General features: G+C 56.9%; 10 protein-coding genes. 4 read left to right on the plus strand and 6 right to left on the minus strand.

The genetic code is table 11. The annotated features are described in order from the left end of the window. Window positions 1-57: 57 nt before the first annotated feature. Window positions 58-708, minus strand: coding sequence for a thiol:disulfide interchange protein DsbA/DsbL (locus tag Thiofri_RS03180; protein WP_009150261.1), 651 nt, complete (start codon window positions 706-708; stop codon window positions 58-60). A 240-nt stretch (window positions 709-948) separates the two neighbouring features. Here Thiofri_RS03180 and Thiofri_RS03185 point away from each other — a divergent pair, with 240 nt between their 5' ends. After that, complete coding sequence (locus tag Thiofri_RS03185; RefSeq protein ID WP_190275845.1) at window positions 949-4,983, plus strand: response regulator; 4,035 nt, start codon at window positions 949-951, stop codon at window positions 4,981-4,983. A gap of 152 nt (window positions 4,984-5,135) precedes the next feature. Next, on the plus strand, window positions 5,136-7,667 hold the full coding sequence (locus tag Thiofri_RS03190; protein ID WP_009150263.1) for a GGDEF/EAL domain-containing response regulator: 2,532 nt from the start codon (window positions 5,136-5,138) through the stop codon (window positions 7,665-7,667). 20 nt (window positions 7,668-7,687) lie between these two features. Here the strand turns inward: Thiofri_RS03190 and Thiofri_RS03195 are convergent, their stop codons facing one another. Continuing rightward, window positions 7,688-8,452: a DUF4070 domain-containing protein gene (locus tag Thiofri_RS03195; RefSeq protein ID WP_040857346.1), complete on the minus strand. Its 765-nt coding sequence runs from the start codon at window positions 8,450-8,452 to the stop codon at window positions 7,688-7,690. A gap of 350 nt (window positions 8,453-8,802) precedes the next feature. Between Thiofri_RS03195 and feoB the strand changes: the two genes are divergently transcribed. Together feoB and Thiofri_RS03205 are read left to right on the plus strand one after the other, a co-directional pair. Further along, window positions 8,803-11,193, plus strand: a complete 2,391-nt coding sequence (feoB, locus tag Thiofri_RS03200; protein WP_009150265.1) for a Fe(2+) transporter permease subunit FeoB — start codon at window positions 8,803-8,805, stop codon at window positions 11,191-11,193. Further along, window positions 11,193-11,408 carry a FeoC-like transcriptional regulator gene (locus tag Thiofri_RS03205; RefSeq protein WP_009150266.1) on the plus strand — a complete coding sequence of 72 codons (216 nt, stop codon included), beginning with the start codon at window positions 11,193-11,195 and terminating at the stop codon, window positions 11,406-11,408. Before feoB ends, Thiofri_RS03205 begins: the two co-directional genes overlap by 1 nt. A 31-nt stretch (window positions 11,409-11,439) precedes the next feature. Here the strand turns inward: Thiofri_RS03205 and Thiofri_RS03210 are convergent, their stop codons facing one another. The 4 genes from Thiofri_RS03210 to Thiofri_RS03225 all read right to left on the minus strand — a co-directional run bounded on the left by Thiofri_RS03210 (window position 11,440) and on the right by Thiofri_RS03225 (window position 17,188). Further along, entirely contained in the window at window positions 11,440-12,678 is a 1,239-nt protein-coding gene (locus Thiofri_RS03210) for a type II toxin-antitoxin system HipA family toxin (RefSeq protein WP_009150267.1), read from the minus strand. Then, window positions 12,668-12,946 carry a helix-turn-helix domain-containing protein gene (locus Thiofri_RS03215; RefSeq protein WP_009150268.1) on the minus strand — a complete coding sequence of 93 codons (279 nt, stop codon included), beginning with the start codon at window positions 12,944-12,946 and terminating at the stop codon, window positions 12,668-12,670. Before Thiofri_RS03215 ends, Thiofri_RS03210 begins: the two co-directional genes overlap by 11 nt. 431 nt (window positions 12,947-13,377) lie before the next feature. Beyond that, window positions 13,378-15,384, minus strand: coding sequence for a DUF262 domain-containing protein (locus Thiofri_RS03220; protein WP_009150269.1), 2,007 nt, complete (start codon window positions 15,382-15,384; stop codon window positions 13,378-13,380). Continuing rightward, window positions 15,377-17,188, minus strand: a complete 1,812-nt coding sequence (locus tag Thiofri_RS03225; RefSeq protein ID WP_009150270.1) for a DUF262 domain-containing protein — start codon at window positions 17,186-17,188, stop codon at window positions 15,377-15,379. Before Thiofri_RS03225 ends, Thiofri_RS03220 begins: the two co-directional genes overlap by 8 nt. Between the last annotated feature and the right edge of the window lie 113 nt (window positions 17,189-17,301).

Consider the following 17,301-nt stretch of genomic DNA (forward strand, 5'->3'; position numbering starts at 1 on the left):
GCCAGCAACAGGCGGGTCATGTCGGCACCGGCGCGCAGGGGCTTGATGGTGATTGGTTTATTGCCGCTCTTTCCGCGCCCGCTCGATGAGCGTGTCGGCGCGGCGAAGCAACTCTTCATATCCCTGCGCGTCCTCGTTTAACACCACATAGCGTCCATCGACGATCAGGCGCGGCACTGCGTCGACGCCCACGCGCTCTTCCAGATCGCGTCCTTTGCCGAGCGCGAGTTCGACCGCAAAGCTGTTGAAGGTTTTCTCGAACGCCTCGGCGTCCTGACCTTGCTCCTTGATCCAGGCAAAAATCGCCTTGTCGGTGAACAGCCGCTTGCGTTCCTTGCTGATAGCATCGAAGGTGGCCTGATCGAGCGCGTCGATCAGGTGGTTGAGTTCCAAGGCGTAATAGAGTCGCGCGAGATTGGCCCAAGCGGCGCGACCGAAGGTGACCGGCACGCGGCGGAGTGCCACATCCTCAGGTAGCTTCGCTGCCCAGTCTTTGAGCAAGGGGTTGAGGTGACTACAGTGCGGGCAGCCGTAGGAGAAAAACTCCAGCACCTCAATTTTTTCGGGATCATCGCTGGTGATCGGAGTCTTGAGCGGGCGCCAGTCGCGCCCCTCGACCAGATCATCGCCGGCCCCGATGAGTGGCCACAACCCAAAGACGAGCAGCGCGATGAGGCTGGCATGAAACAGGCGGCGTGATATCGGCATATCGATTGACCTCAAAATTGAGAAAAAATAAGAAACACAATTTGTTATAGGTGGCCGATTGGTCGTGCTCGGGATTCTTGCACATGACGAACCTGCCACTCAAGGATGGTCGATAGCTGTCAGCATTTCCCCGAATGCCTTGGCGGTCTAGAATCGGACAATCCCTGCTGAAAGTGATGTGCAATCTTGAAGACCGTACTCGTCATCGGAATGCTCCGCAACAGGATTGCACTGAACCTGATGCTCATCTTGCTGAGCGGGGTCTTTGCTCTGCCCGCCGGTTGCGCCGCGGAGACGTCGGTAGTCACGCAAGATCCGATCCGCGTCGGTCTCTACCAAAACCCGCCAAAGATCTTCACCGATAGCCATGGCCGCCCGGCCGGGCTGTTTGTGGAGCTACTCGACGCCATCGCGCGCGCCGAGGGCTGGCAGCTCGACTATCAAGCCTGCGAGTGGCGGGACTGCCTGCAGCAACTCGATGCCGGCACGCTCGATGTGATGCCGGATGTGGCCTTTTCTGCCGAGCGGGCGGCGCGTTTTGAGTTCAACGAACTTTCGGTCGCTAGCGGTTGGTCGCAAGTCTACAGTGCGTCCGATCTGCGGGTGAATGAGCTGTCTGATCTGGACGGGCGCCGCATCGCAGTGCTAAGAGGCGGTGTGCAACAGGAATTCTTCGACCGTCTGATGCGCTCGAGCGGTCTGGGCTATGAGCAAGTTCTGGTGGACTCCCTGGCCGATGGCTACGCCGCCGTGGCTGCGGGAACGGCCGACGCCGTGATTACCAACAGCTTTTATGCTGCCCGCAATGCCCGGCGGGACCGCCTGCGCGAAACGCCTATTCTCTTCATGCCAACCAATCTGTATTTCGCGAGCGGCCGAGCCACGCTCGAGACAAAGGCCCATACGGCCGCGCTACTGGAGACCATCGACCAGTATCTGCTGCGCTGGCGGCAGGACCCGGATTCGGTCTACTTTCGCGCCCTACGCCGCGCCATGGGGCCGGCGCCGGAGATTCGCGCACCTCTTTGGATCTGGCGTGCGCTGGCAGTGCTGGGTGCCGCCTTGCTGCTGGCGCTGGGTCTGGCTCTGTTGCTGCGCTGGCAGGTCAGCCGCCGCACTCGGGATTTGCTCGCCACCTCGCGCGAGCTCGAACGCCAGCGCGCTGATTTCGAGCGTCTTGCTAGCGTGCGCGGGGGCGAGCTGCAAGCGCTGTTTGACGCTGCCAACGTCGGCATTGTGCTGATTTCAGGGCGTGTTATCCAACGCAACAATCGGCGTCTCGATGAGCTCTTTGGCTACGCGCCTGGCGAACAGGTTGGGAAGCAGACGCGTATCTGGTATTTGGACGATGCCCAGTTCCAGCAAAAGGGCGCGGAGATTTACGCCGCCCTGGCGCGGTGCCAAGCGTCCCCCATCGATCTCCAGATGGTGCGCAAGAACGGCGCGCCTTTTTGGGCGCGGCTCTATGGGCGCGCGCTGAACCCGGCCGAGCCCCTGGCCGGCATGGTCGGCATTGTTGAAGATATTACCGACGAGCACGAAGCGGCTGAGGCGCTGCGCCTGGCCCATGAGGAGCAGGAAGCCATTCTCGCCTCCGCCAGCGTGGGTATTCTGCTGATGAAAGACCGCGTGATTGTGCGCTGTAACCGCCGCTTTGAGGAGATGCTCGGTTATGCGCCCGACGAGCTGTTGGCTCAGAGCACCCGCGTACTCTATGCCGATGATGCGACCTGGGAGCACATCGGTCGCGAGGGCTATCTTCCGGTCTGGCGCGGCGAGACCGATGTCCGCGAGCAGATTTTGGTGCGCAAGGACGGCAGCCAGTTCTGGGGGCGGCTGTCGGCCCGGGCGGTCAACCCAAAGGACCAAGCGAAGGGCACGGTATCCATTGTCCAGGACATCGATCTGGAGCGTGCCCTAATTGCCGAAATGGTACGCGCGCGAACTCTGGCCGAGGACGCCGCGCGTGCCAAGTCGGAATTTCTTGCCAATATGAGCCACGAGATCCGCACGCCCATGAATGCAATTCTTGGCATGCAGTATCTGGCACTCAAGCAGAACCTGTCGGCCGGGGTGCGCTATCACCTGGAAAAAGCTCAGGGCGCGGCCCATGCGCTGCTCGGGCTGCTGAACGATATCCTCGATTTCTCCAAGATCGAAGCGGGCAAGATCGCGCTCGAAGAAGTCGAATTCGGCCTCGATACTGTGCTTGAGCGGCTGACCGATGCCGTGGGCTACCAGGCCGAACAAAAAGGCATCGAGTTCTTGATTCGCCACGATGCCGCCATCCCGCCAGTGCTGATTGGCGATCCCTTGCGCCTGAGTCAGGTGCTGCTTAATTTGTGCGGCAACGCCGTCAAGTTCACCGAAGAGGGCGAGGTGGAACTGGCCTTTCAGGCGCTGCGCGTGAGCGAGTCGCGGATCACAATCCAAGTGTGCGTGCGCGACTCCGGTATCGGTATGACCCCCGAGGTGCAGGCCCATCTGTGTGAGCAATTCGAGCAGGGTGACCCCTCCACCACCCGGCGCTTTGGCGGCTCCGGGCTGGGGCTGGCCATCAGCAAACGGCTGGTGGGGCTCATGGGCGGGCGCCTGTGGTTGGAGGATTCCCAGCCCGGACGGGGCACCACTCTTTGCTTTACCGCCCGCTTGCGCCCGGCGACCGAATCGCTCAAGCGTCGCCAGGGGCTGCTGGAGCGTGCGGTGCCATATCTGAGTGGCATCCGAGTGCTGGTGGTGGATGACAATGCCGCCGCGCGCGAGATTCTGCTCGAAGTTCTCGCGCGCATTCCGGTGGCCGCCCAGGGTCTGGCCAGCGGCCAGGAGGCGCTGACTACTCTGGCCGGGGCTAACCCGCCTTACGACCTGGTGCTGATGGACTGGCGCATGCCGGGCATGAACGGTGACGAGGCCGCCCAGCGTATCGCCAGCGAGCTGCCGCTCGAGCGTCGGCCCAGGGTGGTGATGGTGACTGCCTATGGGCGCGAGGATGTGATTCGCTTAGCCGAGCGTGCCAGCGTGCATGGCCTTTTGATCAAACCCGTTTCGCCCTCCACCTTGCTCGACACCCTGCTGTCAGTGCTTGGTCATCAGCGCCTGCTTGGCTCCGCGCGGGCCTGCGATCTTGCCTCGGTCGATACCGAAACCGGGATCGAGAACGGGGCCGACAGTCTGCCCATCCAGTCGGCAACGCGCGCGTCTGCCCTGGTCGGTGCGCGCATCCTGTTGGTCGAAGACAATGACATCAATCGCGAATTCTCCGGCGAGCTGCTGCGCGGGGAGGGACTGCTGATTGATGAGGCCGGCAACGGTGCCGAGGCCCTGGAGAAAATCCGCGTGCGCGACTACGACGCCGTGCTGATGGATATTCAAATGCCGGTCATGGACGGTCTGGAGGCTACCACACAACTCCGCGCCCAGGCCGAGCGCGACGGCGACGAGCGCCTAGCGCGACTGCCCATTATTGCCATGACCGCGCTGGCCATGGCCCGCGACATCGAGCGCGTCACTGCTGCCGGCATGAACGACCATATCGCCAAGCCGGTGGTGCCGGATCATCTGTTCGCGGTGCTGGCGCGCTGGGTTGGCGCGGGTTCTGCTCCCAGCCGACTAGAGCGGCGGCATGCCACCCCGACCGCCACCCCCTTGCCTGCCGATCTGGCTGCGCTCACCAGCCTGGACGCCGTCGCCGGCCTGCGCCGCATCGGTGGGCGGGTCGAGGCCTATCGACGCCAGCTGCGCCGGTTTCGCGAGCATTTCGCCGACGCGGTCGATCAGCTCCAACGCCGCCTGGCCAGCGATGACACCGACGCTGTCAGTGCTGCCGAGCGTGACTGCCACGGCCTCAAAGGCGTCGCCGGCACTTTGGGGGCCACCGCGCTGTTTGAGGAAGTGTCCGCGCTCTATGCTGAACTCAAAGCCGGTCAACGCCCGGATGCCAAACGCTTGGAATCGCTGCGCACTCGCCTGGCCGAGGTGCTGCAAGATATCGACAGCCTTGTTCGCCCCGTATCCATCCTGCCCCCCGCCAACGGGGAGACCAGCGAGATCAGCGAGACCGGAGCGGAGGACGCTGATCTCGCCTCCCTGCTGGATGCCCTGGACCATAGCCTGAAATCCGATCTCGGCGTCGTCGAGTCGCTGCTTGCCCGTGCGCATGCGGTGGCGGATGCCAGCGCCCAAGAGCGGCTCGCGGTCATTGCCGAGTTGCTCGAGGTTTTCGACATCAGCAGTGCCCGGGCGCAACTCGCCGAGCTGCGCGCGAGCCTGTCTTGATCGCTTTGATAGCTGTAGCGAATGCGTTTTTGTTTTGGGCTGGTGCGCGAATTTGCCATCCATTGCTGGCATAATCGACCCACGCCGCCTGATGCCCTCATTGGGAAAGGGGACCAGCAACAGGCACGACCCATCGGCACGAGCGACCCCAGATGACGCCTCCTACTCCGGACCGCCCGCGCATTCTGATCGTCGATGATGTGCATGAAAATCTCCATGCGCTCATGCAACTGCTGCGCGAGGACTATGCGATTCTTGCCGCTACCAGCGGCGCCATGGCGCTGGAGCTGGCCGCCGGCGAGCCCCGGCCCGACCTGATTCTGCTTGACGTAAAAATGCCCGGCATGGACGGCTACTCGGTGCTTGCAAAGCTCAAGTCCGAGCCCACCACAGCCGAGATTCCGGTGATTTTTATCACTGCCTTGTCTTCGCCCGACGACGAGGCGCGCGGGTTGCAGCTCGGGGTGGCGGATTACATCACCAAGCCGGTCGATCCTGAGCTACTGCATCTGCGCGTGCGCACGCAGCTTGAGCTTTGCCGTTATCGGCGCACCGACTCCTCGCCATTCAGCCCCAAACCCGAGCAGCCATCCAGCTTGCTCTTGGTCGATGACCTCCCGGAGAACCTTCACGAACTGCTCGAAGCGCTGAAAAGCGACTACCGCATTCGCGTGGCCAGTACCGGCCCCAAGGCTTTGGAGATCGTCTCCGGGCCCGAGCCGCCGGATCTCATTTTGCTCGACATCGTCATGCCCGGCATGGACGGCTACGAAGTCTGCCAACGCATCAAGGCGCTGCCGCGTGGAAGGCGGATTCCAGTCATCTTTGTGACAGTCGTCGATGCCAGTGCCGAGAAGGTGCGCGGCTTTGAGGCTGGTGCGGCTGATTATCTGACCAAGCCGCTTGACATCGACGAGGTGCGCGCGCGAGTGCGCACCCATCTGGAGCTGGCGCAGTTGCGCGCGGCACTGGAGGATCAGGTGACCGAGCGCACCGCACTGTTGCGCCAGAGCGAGCAAAAATACCGCATCCTCGCCGACTACTCGCCAAACTGGGAATACTGGTTGGCACCCGACGGCGGCTATCTCTACGTCTCTCCGGCCTGTGAGGAGGTGACGGGCCACGCACCGGCGGAATTTTTTGCCGACCCCGAGCTGATGGTGCGCATGATCCACCCCGATGATCGCCCGCGCTGGCTCGCTCATGAGCCCCATGCTTGCAGTACGGATACCGAGCCGCCGTTGCGCCTGCGCCTGCGTGCCCGCGACGGCAGCGAACATTGGATCGAGCACTACTGCAAGCCAGTGTTCGACGAGAACGGACGTTTTCTTGGTCGGCGTGGCTCCAACGCCGATGTCACCGAACGCTATCTCGCCGAGCAGCGGGCCGATGATCTCGCCCACCGCGATACCCTAACCGGTCTGCCCAACCGTACCCTGTTTGCCGAGCTGCTCGAGCATGCCATCAACCAGGCGCGTCATGGGCGCGGGCGCTTCGCCCTGCTGCTGGTGGACATTGACCGCTTCAAGACCATCAACGAGAGTCTTGGCCACAGTCTTGGCGACGAACTGCTCGCGACCATCGCCCGGCGTCTGCTCGAACAGGGCCCCGAGGTCGAAGCCATCGCCCGCATCGGCAGTGATGAGTTTTCTTTGATCGTCGACCTCCCCGCGACCGAGCCCTCGGGCATCGACCTGCTCGCGCAGCGTCTGCTTGAGAGCCTGTGCCGCCCCTGTGCCCTCAGCGGGCAGGAAGTCTATACCAGCGCGAGTATCGGTATCGCGCTCTACCCGACCGATGGTGAGGATGCTGAAACCTTGCTCAGCCATGCCAATGCTGCCCTCCATGGCGCCAAGGATCGCGGGCGCAATCAGATGCGCTTTTTCGCCCGCGGTATGTCGCATCGCGCGCGCGAGCGCGTGCAACTGGAGGCCGATCTGCGCCGCGGCATTGAACAGAACCAACTGTGCCTGTACTACCAGCCCCAGGTTGATGCCCGCAGTCGTGCGCTGGCCGGTCTGGAAGCCCTGGTGCGCTGGGAACACCCCGAGCAGGGCATGATTTCCCCCGGCGAGTTCATCCCCATCGCCGAGGAAAGCGGCCTGATCGTGCAGCTCGGCGACTGGGTGCTGCACGATGCCTGCCGTCAGATGGCCAGCTGGCGCGCTGCCGGGCTCAAGCTGCCGCGCACGGCGGTCAATGTCTCGGCGGTGCAACTCAGCCACGGCCAACTCGCGCAAACAGTCAGAGCCGCGCTTGCCGCCAGCGCTCTGCCATCCGAGTATCTGGAACTGGAAATTACCGAGAGCTTTCTGATGCGCGACCAGGAGCGTGCTCAGCAAACCCTGGCCGAACTGCGCGACCTCGGTGTGCGGCTATCCATCGACGACTTCGGCACTGGCTACTCATCGCTCGCCTATCTGCAAAAATTGCAGGTGCACAAGCTCAAAATCGACCTGTCCTTTGTGCGCGACATGACCAGCAACCAGGCCAATGCCGCCATCGTTAAGGCCATTATCGCCCTTGGACACAACCTTGGTCTTGAGGTTCTGGCCGAAGGCGTTGAGCAGGAGGATCAGGCCGAGGAACTGTGCGCTCAGGGGTGCGACCTCATCCAGGGCTATCTGATTGCCCGCCCGCTGCCGGTTGCCCAGCTGAGTGACTGGCTGGTGGATAACGCGTAGATAGATAGCTGCCGGGGCGTCTATTGAGCGGAGCTGGGTGTGGATGTGAGCGCGGAGCTGGGCGCCAACTGCAATTGACGCTCGCGTTCCGAATAGGCGGCAAGCTGGGTTTGAATCTGGACTTTGACTAACTCGCGATAGGGCAGGAAGTGCTCGATATAGGAGCATAGCCCGAGGTAACTGCCGAGGCCGCCACGGTTGTTGCGGGCCATCCACAAAAGATGTTGCCAGAATGCGAATCGGGTCTTGCGCTTGACGCCTTGGCGCCAGATAACAATGAGCAGCGCACGCCACGCATCCGGGTCTCGCGGCTTGGGTGCCTTTTTCTTACGCCGGTCGGGGTTGGTGTGAACATCGGCGCCGCCGAGAGTCTGGTAGTGGCGATAGGTGTCCTCCAGCCACATGGGGATGGTCAACTCGCCTTCGTCGAGCACCAGATAGTCCGCACCGGCCGCTCGCAACTCGTTGGGCAGGGCGGTTGCGTAGGGACCACCGCAGGCGCTGGGGATGCGGCGGCGGCGCGCTTCTGCGATGAGCATGCGCATGTCATCTTTTTGTACCAGCATCCCCGAGAACAGCACAATCTCGGCCCATTCCCAATCTGCGGTGGTAATTGGCTCGATGTTGTGGTCGCGCAAGCGCATGTCCCACGTCTGCGGCAGGATGGCCGCGACGGTCACCAAGCCGAGCGGTGGCATCATGGCCCGCTTGTTGATTAGCTCCATGACCTTCTCGAACGACCAGTAGCTCTCGCGGAACCTTGGGTAAATCAGCAGCGCACGCATGGTATGAACTCTGGGGTTAAGACTGGCGGGCCTTTGACTTTTAACCCAGATATCCGCTAGCCGCAACTGGAGCGGCTTTGCCTTGGTGGGACTAAGGGTCTTGGTGCCGGCCGTCCGCTCCAGTTGATAGTGATTCTTGATTCGTTTCGCGCTGCGGGGTAGCATGCGGGTCGCGGTTGAGCGGTTTGTTCGCTTGAACCAAGGCTCGGCGATGTTCTTATTTGAATGCGCGACCTGCCAGCATCGGCGTCTGCCAGTGAGTGGGGTTAAGCAAGTCCAGTGGATGCGAAGTGTGACGAATGAGAAAAGCGATAGATAAGGAATCTGCAGTGACAGCAGAGTCTGACGCAATGCCGGCAGCTGAGGTTGCCCTCGCCGCGAATCGGTCCGCGTTGGCGCGTCCCCTGACTCTGGCCCTGGCCGGCAACCCCAACTGCGGCAAGTCGGCTCTGTTCAACGCCCTGACTGGCATCCGCCAGACCACCGGCAACTGGCCGGGGGTGACGGTGGAGCGCAAGGAGGGGCGCTGCGAACTCGATGGCCGACCGGTGCGGGTGATCGATCTGCCCGGCATCTATTCGCTCGATGCCAGTTCGCTCGATGAGCGGGTGACGCGCGATTATCTGCTCGCGCGCGAGGCCGATGTGATCGTCAATGTGGTCGACGCGACCAATTTGGAGCGCAATCTTTACTTTAGCGTGCAGTTGCTCGAAATGGGCGTGCCCATTGTGGTGGCGCTCAATATGATGGATCTGGCCCGGCGGCGAGGGATCGATATCGACGCAGTCGCGCTGGCGCGGGAACTTGGCTGTCCGGTGGTGCCTGTGGTGGCCGTCAATAAGGAAGGTCTGACGGAACTCAGCGCGCGCACGCTGGCGGTGGCCTGCGGCCAGGAGTCAGCGGGCTTTGGTCTGGCCCAGGATGAGTGTGTCGAGCAGGGCGTGGCGGCCCTGAGCGCGGCGATTCAGGCGGATGCGCGACCGACACTTGAAGAAACGAGCGCTGTGGGTGCGCTGTCACGTCCACCCAATGCTCGCTGGCTGGCGCTCAAGCTGCTGGAAGGCGATGATTTTGCCATCAATCAGGTGGATGAGCCCATCCGCGCGCTGGCCGCGCACTGGCGCACGGCCATTGCCGAGCGGTCCGGCGAGGAGCCGGATATTTTTATTGCTGATTCGCGCTTCGGTCACGCCCATGCGCTGGCCGCAAGGGTGCAGCGCTGCCGTGGGCGGGCCGGCGGCACCCTGTCCGATGCCATTGATCGGGTGGTGTTAAGCCGCATCTGGGGTGTGCCGCTGTTTTTGGCGGTGATGTACCTGATGTTCGTCTTCACCATCAGCATCGGCGGCGCCTTTATCGATTTTTTCGACGGCGCGGCGACGGCGCTTTTTGTTGATGGCTTTGGCGCTGTACTCGACGGGCTCGGCGCGCCCGCGCTATTGCGCCTGCTGCTGGCCGAGGGCATCGGCGGCGGGCTGACCGTGGTGGCGACCTTTATTCCGGTCATTGCCAGTCTGTATATTTTTCTCTCGGCACTCGAAGACTCCGGCTACATGGCACGTGCGGCCTTTGTGATGGATCGTTTCATGCGTTCCATCGGCTTGCCGGGCAAGGCCTTTGTGCCCTTGATTGTGGGCTTCGGCTGCAATGTGCCAGCGGTTATGGCCACGCGCACGCTCGAGAATGAGCGCGAACGCAAGCTGACCATTCTGATGAATCCCTTCATGTCCTGCGGCGCGCGGCTGCCGGTCTATGTGCTGTTCGCGGCGGCTTTTTTCCCGCATTCGGGGCAGAATGTGGTGTTCGCGCTTTACTTGACCGGCATCGCCGTGGCCCTGCTGACCGGGCTGGTGATGAAGCGCACTCTGCTCGCCGGCAGCAGCACCGGTTTTATGATGGAGCTGCCGCCCTATCACCTGCCAACTCTGCGCGGCGTGCTGCTGCGCACCTGGGACCGGGTGCGGCTGTTTCTGCGCGAGGCCGGGCGGATCATCGTGGTCATGGTAGTGGTGCTGAATCTGCTTGGTTCCATCAGCACTGATGGCAGTATCGGCGATACCAATAGCGACGCCTCGGTGCTGAGTGCCGCCAGCCGCGTAACGACGCCGCTGTTTGCCCCCATGGGAATCCACTCGGACAACTGGCCGGCAGTGCTGGGGGTTTTCTCGGGCGTGCTGGCGAAGGAGGTCATCGTCGGCACCCTGGATACCGTCTATGGTCAGCTTGCCGCCGAGGAGCAGCCCGAGACAGAGGCGGCCGAGCCCTTCGATCTGCTCGCAGCCTTGGGCGATGCCCTGGCCACCATCCCGGCCAATCTCGGCGAGGCGCTGCGCGGTCTGGCCGATCCACTGGGGCTGGGCAATCTGGATGCAGCCGCAGCCGATCCGGGCGTCTCCGCCGGCGCCTTCGGCGCCATGGAAGTTCGCTTCGACGGCCGTGCCGGTGCCTTCGCCTATCTGCTCTTCGTGTTGCTGTATTTTCCCTGTATTGCCACCATCGGCGCCATTGCGCGCGAGGCCGGAACGCCCTGGGCGGCCTTTGTCGGAGCCTGGACCACCGGCATCGCCTACATCACCGCGACTCTGTTCTATCAGACGGCGACTTTCGCACGTCACCCCTGGTGGTCCGGCAGTTGGATTGGCGCTGGCGTGTTAACCCTGGTCCTGGTCTTCATCGGTCTGCGCATCTGGGCGCGACGGGGGCGCGAGATGCCGGCGGCGGCATTGCGCGGCAGTGCCTGATGCTCGCAGACGTGCGCGCCTATTTACGCGAGCGCCCGCTCGCCAGTCTTCAGGACATCGCGCTGCATCTCAAGGTGCCGCCCGAAGTGGCACAAGAGCTGTGCGCGGTTTGGGTTCGCAAAGGACGGGCCGAGCGCATCGACTGCGCCAGCGGCTGCGCCAACTGTCAGCTCTGTCAGGGCCCGCCGGCGGAGCTGTATCGCTGGCGGGATTGAGTATTGGCTTGAAGGCGTCTCGGTGCCCGGTTCAGCCTGGGCTCGCGTATTCCAGGCCGGCCTCCCAGGCGGTGCTGATCGCGGCCCGCAGTGGCGAGGGAATGCGTTCGTCATTGTTGGCGTGCTCCAGCGTTTCGAGCATGGCCTGTGCGATCCTCTGGATGACGATCTCGGGTTTGGCAACATCGCAATGGCGCCGGGCGAATGCGAGAAGTTCCTCCTTGGTTGGGTAGGCCTTGGTTTGATGGCGTCCGCGAAACAGTTTGAGCGCCATGGTTCGGTCTTCCAGCTCAGGGCCACCGTCGAAGCGGGTGTAACGGTAGATGGTTGTGGTGACCACATCGAACATGGGGGCCAGCCAGGCATCGCTGGCCGAACGATAGAGTAGCCCGAAGTTTTTCAGGTGGGCATCGCCATTGCGCACCATCACCGAAAAGGCGAGCTGCTCGAAAAATCGGTGGAGATTCTCGCGTGACAATTGAAGTTGTTTGAGCAGCTCGACAATGGCCTGATAACTCCCCTGATATTTGCGATCCGACAGGGTGTCCCTGACCCTTAAACCCGCAAGCGCTGCAATATCCTCGAATCCCAGCCGCTCGATGCGCCCATCGTGCTGTTCGATGACATCGAAGCGGTCGAGCACGAGCAATTGCCCATCGTTGGAGAGTGCGAATTCGGGGGTCTTGATGCCGGCCTGTTGGGCGGCGCTCAGGCAGAGATATTCGTTGGCCGCCAGTCCTGGATAGGAGGTACCGGCTGCCTTGACGATCAGTGATGGAATGGGAACCGTGGCCCGATCAGGAACCATGATTTTGGGCTGCATGCCGGCGATCCCAGCACCTGTGCTCAGATAGGCACGGATGAGTTCTGTAAAGACTTGAGGGCTAAAGGGTAGTTGCAGCAGTTCTGCTTTTGAAATTGGCGGCGCGGGCGGTCTGCTGGGATGCTCCGGCAGGCGATAGCCCAGACGACCGATGCCATTTTCGCCAATGAGTGCCAGCAAGTGCATGGGCGTGGTCGGCTGTTTGGGAAACAGCGAGCGGATGCGCATGAACAGATCGCCCTCGGGCAGGTTCTGGTCCATGCTGGGGAAGAGGTCGCCATCCTGCCAGGTCAGCTGCGTGCTGGCCGGCATCAGCAAGGCGACCGATGATTGCTGGGCCGCCGGGCACAGGTAGCGGAATTCGTAGATGGATTTCCGTAGCAGTTGGCCAGCGCTGAGGTTGTCGCCAATGGCAACCTCAAGCAGCGGAATGCGGTCAGGGAGCATCCTCGTCGTCCTCACCGAGCCTGAATCTGTCGGCGACTTCCCGCATGCTTGGAAGCCCCGCCTGTTCGAGCCGCATGGCGAGACCCAGTGCCGCGAGCACCGCCATCAGGGAGGAGAGGGTAATGTCTTCCCCGCGCTCCAGGCGATAAATGACTTCCCGCACCTTTCCGGCACGCTCCGCAAGGTCTTTTTTCGACAGGCCAAGCGCGAGACGGCGTTCGCGGATCTGAGCGCCAAGCTCATCGGGCAGGCGGATTTTGTCAGTCATAGCTTGCAGTCTTGGCCGAAAAAGCTCACTTTGCAAGTTAAAACTGACACGGGCGCTGGCTCAACCGGGACTCGCGCTTGCCTCTTCCAAGCACTCGTGGAGAGTGGAAAAATCAGTCTTTTCTGTCTGCTGCTTGCCGTGAAACAGCAGGCTTCATCCTCCGGGGTGGCCGTGACCTGGACAGGTAGGGTGGATCAAGCGAAGCGGATCCACCAATCCCGTCCTGTATCGGTTATTGTTGAACCCGTACTTACTGTGTCTAGCGTTCGAAGACACCATCAAGAAGGCCTCCGGCGGCATCTTCCACCACAACGCTGCCCAAGTCTGGAACCATCGCTTATACGGGAATTGCCTTAGCCCGACCGTCGACGACGCCCCCAGTGGCACCCTGGCCAACGCCATCAATGCCTAATTCTGCAGATTGGGGGCGTTTATCCGTTATGATTTCCTACTTCAATAAGTCTCTTTCTACCTTCTTTGCTATTTTCAACCCTGGATCGTGGAATTAAATAGCATTTACCATCACTTGAAAGTGTAAAGTACTTATAAGTAGCTTTTTGTAGTAAAGACGGGTCTTTAATAATTTTGTAACGCCAGTGCTCTTTGTCCGGATAACTAAAACCAGCAATCAACTGTTCTGGTGTATCTCCCTTCAGAAGAGAGTCGAAATAGGCAGAGAATGAATTCAATAATTGATCATGAGAAATATTATCCCGGAGATCTCCGATATTCATAATAAGCCGATGTTTATTTCCATCTGCAGCATAAAGCCACGACCACCAATATTTATAATATCCCCCCTCACCAATGGTGAGAAGAGCGCGTCTGTGAAGATCAGATATCTCCTCAGAAAAGTATGTAGTAATCGTTGTTAACACGTCATTAAAGAGCGATTCTTGATTTGATTTTCTTGCGACATAGTGGAATGGAAAAACCAAATTCCCATAACAGAACTTTGTTTCCTCTAGGCTATGCAGGGTGTCTGTTAACTCTTTATTGCCTGCTATTAGCTCAGCTTTCTTCTTTTCTCTTGTCACCGCAGCGAATGCAAAACCTTTATGTTCGTAAGTTAATTGGCGAATGTACGAATAGATGTCTTGGCACCCTTCTGCCATTTTGTGAATAAAACGCGCAGCACTAACAAATCTTTCCAGATTGTCAATATGACTGTTCTGAATAATATTCCTTACAAACCTCAGCCAGTTGTGGTAATTTTCTTCGGCAATATTTTCGCCGTGATTTTTCGCATATTGCGCATATTCGTAAATTGCAAAGCTCAGAAGTCTTTGCTGCATCGTGGGATTAGATTTTTCGCCAATACATTCAATTAACGATGGGGTTTTGTCATTGATACTAGAAGACATTTCAAACCAGTTGAATCCCTCTATGGAAAGTTTTTTTTCATCTATTATACACAGGCCGTTAAAGCTATTATACAGCGTCTCATATACTTTACGCGAAATATGTTCTATCGAAAGCGAAGTTGAATCCTTGATTAATCGATCTATTATACTGTCCCGTAAAGGCTTTGAAGATTGAATCGATCTGTCATCCGTATCATTAGAAGATTCATTTGCGGTATCGTTTATTGTTGCATACATCGCCATATTGGCAAAAAAACGAATAAAGGAAATATCAAAATTTTCTTTACCAAATAACCTCCAGATTAGGTTCGTCCACTCTGTATCTATGAGATGACTGAATTTCAGATTATGCGGAACATTTTCTTCCCATCGTTCTTTTTCGATTTTCCGGTCAATCTGAGCCTTTAGATTTTCAAATGGGCTCAGGGCTTTCCCGCGGGCATTCATTTTTATATATAGGTCATCGGATAGGCCAATTCTATCGAGGGTTATTTTATAGAATGTAATTTTGGGCTCTTCCGAGTCTGCCAGTTTTTTCCAGAGATCATCCTTAATATCATGAAATTTCTCTTGAATTGTATTAAGAGCACTTAGCATTCCGCTAACGGTGGGGTCTTTTTTCCAGGCTAAGCGAAACCATGTTTGATCTTCAATCCATTTGCCCGGTGTTACTTGAGAAGACTTGAAATCCTCAATATTCCCAAGGATCTGCTCGCAAAAATTGCGTGAACTTATACGGGTACAGTAAGAGAACCTACCTAAAATTTCTGCATGTGACTTAGGGGTATCACTGAAAGCCGCTGCATACCAGTGAAGAAGGAAGATCGTAGTAAGGCGCTGCTGTCCATCGAGCGGGTGGAACTTGTTTTCTTTTATATCGCCATAAACAAAATCAAGTTCAACAGGCGATTCACAAACAGCTTTTTTCAATACCTTCAAAAAATTGGTGAACAATTTTTTCTGCGACTCGCGTCCCTGTGCGTAATCACGCTGAATCAGCGGAATCTCAACGGGAATTTCTGTTAGTAATGTAATTAAAGAAATTTTTTGAAAGTAAGTCGTTGTATTAGGCACTCTGAACCTCTTCTTCGTTAGTATAGATTTTCAATGTTTCTTCGATATCCTCCATATACGCATTGCGGTCCTCTATCCCCCAAAATTTCAAATTCTTTACATTTTTATTATAGAGCTTCATGAATACATTTTTAGTGCAGACAGGGACAAACGTTCCCGTTTTTTCCCGATCTATTATTTCACTTCTTTTAACGGGAAATATTGCATTACCATAACTTCGATTTGTTGCAGAATCCAAGAGTGTCAGATTGCCCAGAGAATTCTTATTACTGGATTTCCCAGGTTCCTGAGTTCCAGCGTCATCTTGACTTTCACCAGCGGCAAGATACGTTAGTATCCTCTGCGCAAAGTCCATAAAGGTTTTTGAGTCCCAAGTCGCATCTGCTAAAAAGTCATTTATCTTCCTTTTAAGGTCATCATTCACATAATCTAGAGCATCACTAAGCCATTCACGCTGGTCTTTTTCCCTTTGAGGGAAAGATTCCTGATCAGTCTGTGAGTGAATATGCTCAACATCCCATCCATTTTTGTTTTCTTTGTAGCGCTCAAACGGGAAACGTGAAGTTTCCTCGCTATTGTTCAGCAAGGTCTGAATATTGTGAAGGAGAAGTAAATTTTTAATGTGTTTGCGGTCTTTGTTGTAGCTAAGAGCATCAAAATCTTCAGGGATATAGTTCTTTATCAGGTTATTCAACTTTCTGACAAATTCAGATTTCTTGCTGTTTTCGGCTTTCTCAAAAATCTCCTTAATCGGCGTGCCAGCTTCAATTAGAAAACCAATTTTGTGGTACAGTTCCCGTGATTGATACCATTCCGTCAAGGTCTCAAAAGTATCTGTCACTTTGCGCCATGTTAAACGAACATCTTCAGCAGATGTCATCTCATACTTCTTTTCAAAAACGCGAAAAATGCTATAGTTCGCATTTTCATTTAATGTATCAGTAAGCAGTCCAAAGAGAAGGTCAATGCGGGTTTCAGGTGAGTATGAAGTGGGCGTCAGGAATGACCAAAATGATGATTCATGAAGTTCGCTTTCGATTCGATCCCACTCAAGGCCGATTTCAAACTGCTTTCGCTTATCATCCTCTTTAATTTCGGACAAAGAGAAATTTGACTGTTTGATAAATATTGCCTTGATCAGTTCTGCATCTGTCAACGGTATTTTACCTATGTTCAATCTGGTGAAAATTTCAATGGAGTCATCAAGCCCATCACCTTGAACAACTGGTTCGTACCAGATTACTTTTGTACAATTTAAGAACACATTAATAAAGTGATCCTGCTTAAATTCTTTCTTTTTATTTCCTGCTGTTACCCATTCATGAATGGTCCTATAAGCAGATGCCATGTGGGATAAATCAATGTTTGAGTGCTCAGTATTTAAATCCTGTTCATCAATAGTCAGAGAACGAAGAAAGTCGGGGCTCGCAATACGGGTTTCATACTCAATTAACGGTTCCGGTTCTTTTAATTTCCCACGGATTACTTCGTTTATGTAATGAGTAATCAAAAAAATCGTTGTGATACGCTGCTGGCCGTCAATCAATTCGTAAAATGATTTTTCAAATTCTTCTTTATCAGCTTCTTTTACGGTGCGGCGAACTTCACGGGCAACCACAGGCTGAAGGCAGTACCAGGTTTTGTCATTGCTATCAGCGATATCTCTCGGGGTGAAACAATGAATATCTTCAAGCAAATCGATGATCTGTTGTTCTGTCCATCGGTAGCCGCGCTGATATGCCGGGATGAAATAGTTCTTACGAATTAGCTCTGAAACACTTTGAATCGGATTCGTCTCACTCATACTCTTTCCCTTGTTTTATACTGAGTAAATTATCAATTTGCAGTTTCTAAATTACATCAAATATTTCAGGCTACTGAATAGTAAAAATATTTTACTCGCTCAATCAGTGAGTT

The organism is Thiorhodovibrio frisius, from assembly GCF_033954835.1.
In the GTDB taxonomy this organism is placed as follows: domain Bacteria; phylum Pseudomonadota; class Gammaproteobacteria; order Chromatiales; family Chromatiaceae; genus Thiorhodovibrio; species Thiorhodovibrio frisius.

What these genes read in the sequence shown, in the direction of transcription:
- Thiofri_RS03180 (WP_009150261.1), bottom strand. Translation starts at nt 708, where the DNA reads ATGCCGATATCACGCCGCCTGTTTCATGCCAGCCTCATCGCGCTGCTC.
- Thiofri_RS03185 (WP_190275845.1), top strand. Translation starts at nt 949, where the DNA reads ATGCTCATCTTGCTGAGCGGGGTCTTTGCTCTGCCCGCCGGTTGCGCC.
- Thiofri_RS03190 (WP_009150263.1), top strand. Translation starts at nt 5,136, where the DNA reads ATGACGCCTCCTACTCCGGACCGCCCGCGCATTCTGATCGTCGATGAT.
- Thiofri_RS03195 (WP_040857346.1), bottom strand. Translation starts at nt 8,452, where the DNA reads ATGCGTGCGCTGCTGATTTACCCAAGGTTCCGCGAGAGCTACTGGTCG.
- feoB (WP_009150265.1), top strand. Translation starts at nt 8,803, where the DNA reads ATGCCGGCAGCTGAGGTTGCCCTCGCCGCGAATCGGTCCGCGTTGGCG.
- Thiofri_RS03205 (WP_009150266.1), top strand. Translation starts at nt 11,193, where the DNA reads ATGCTCGCAGACGTGCGCGCCTATTTACGCGAGCGCCCGCTCGCCAGT.
- Thiofri_RS03210 (WP_009150267.1), bottom strand. Translation starts at nt 12,678, where the DNA reads ATGCTCCCTGACCGCATTCCGCTGCTTGAGGTTGCCATTGGCGACAAC.
- Thiofri_RS03215 (WP_009150268.1), bottom strand. Translation starts at nt 12,946, where the DNA reads ATGACTGACAAAATCCGCCTGCCCGATGAGCTTGGCGCTCAGATCCGC.
- Thiofri_RS03225 (WP_009150270.1), bottom strand. Translation starts at nt 17,188, where the DNA reads ATGAGTGAGACGAATCCGATTCAAAGTGTTTCAGAGCTAATTCGTAAG.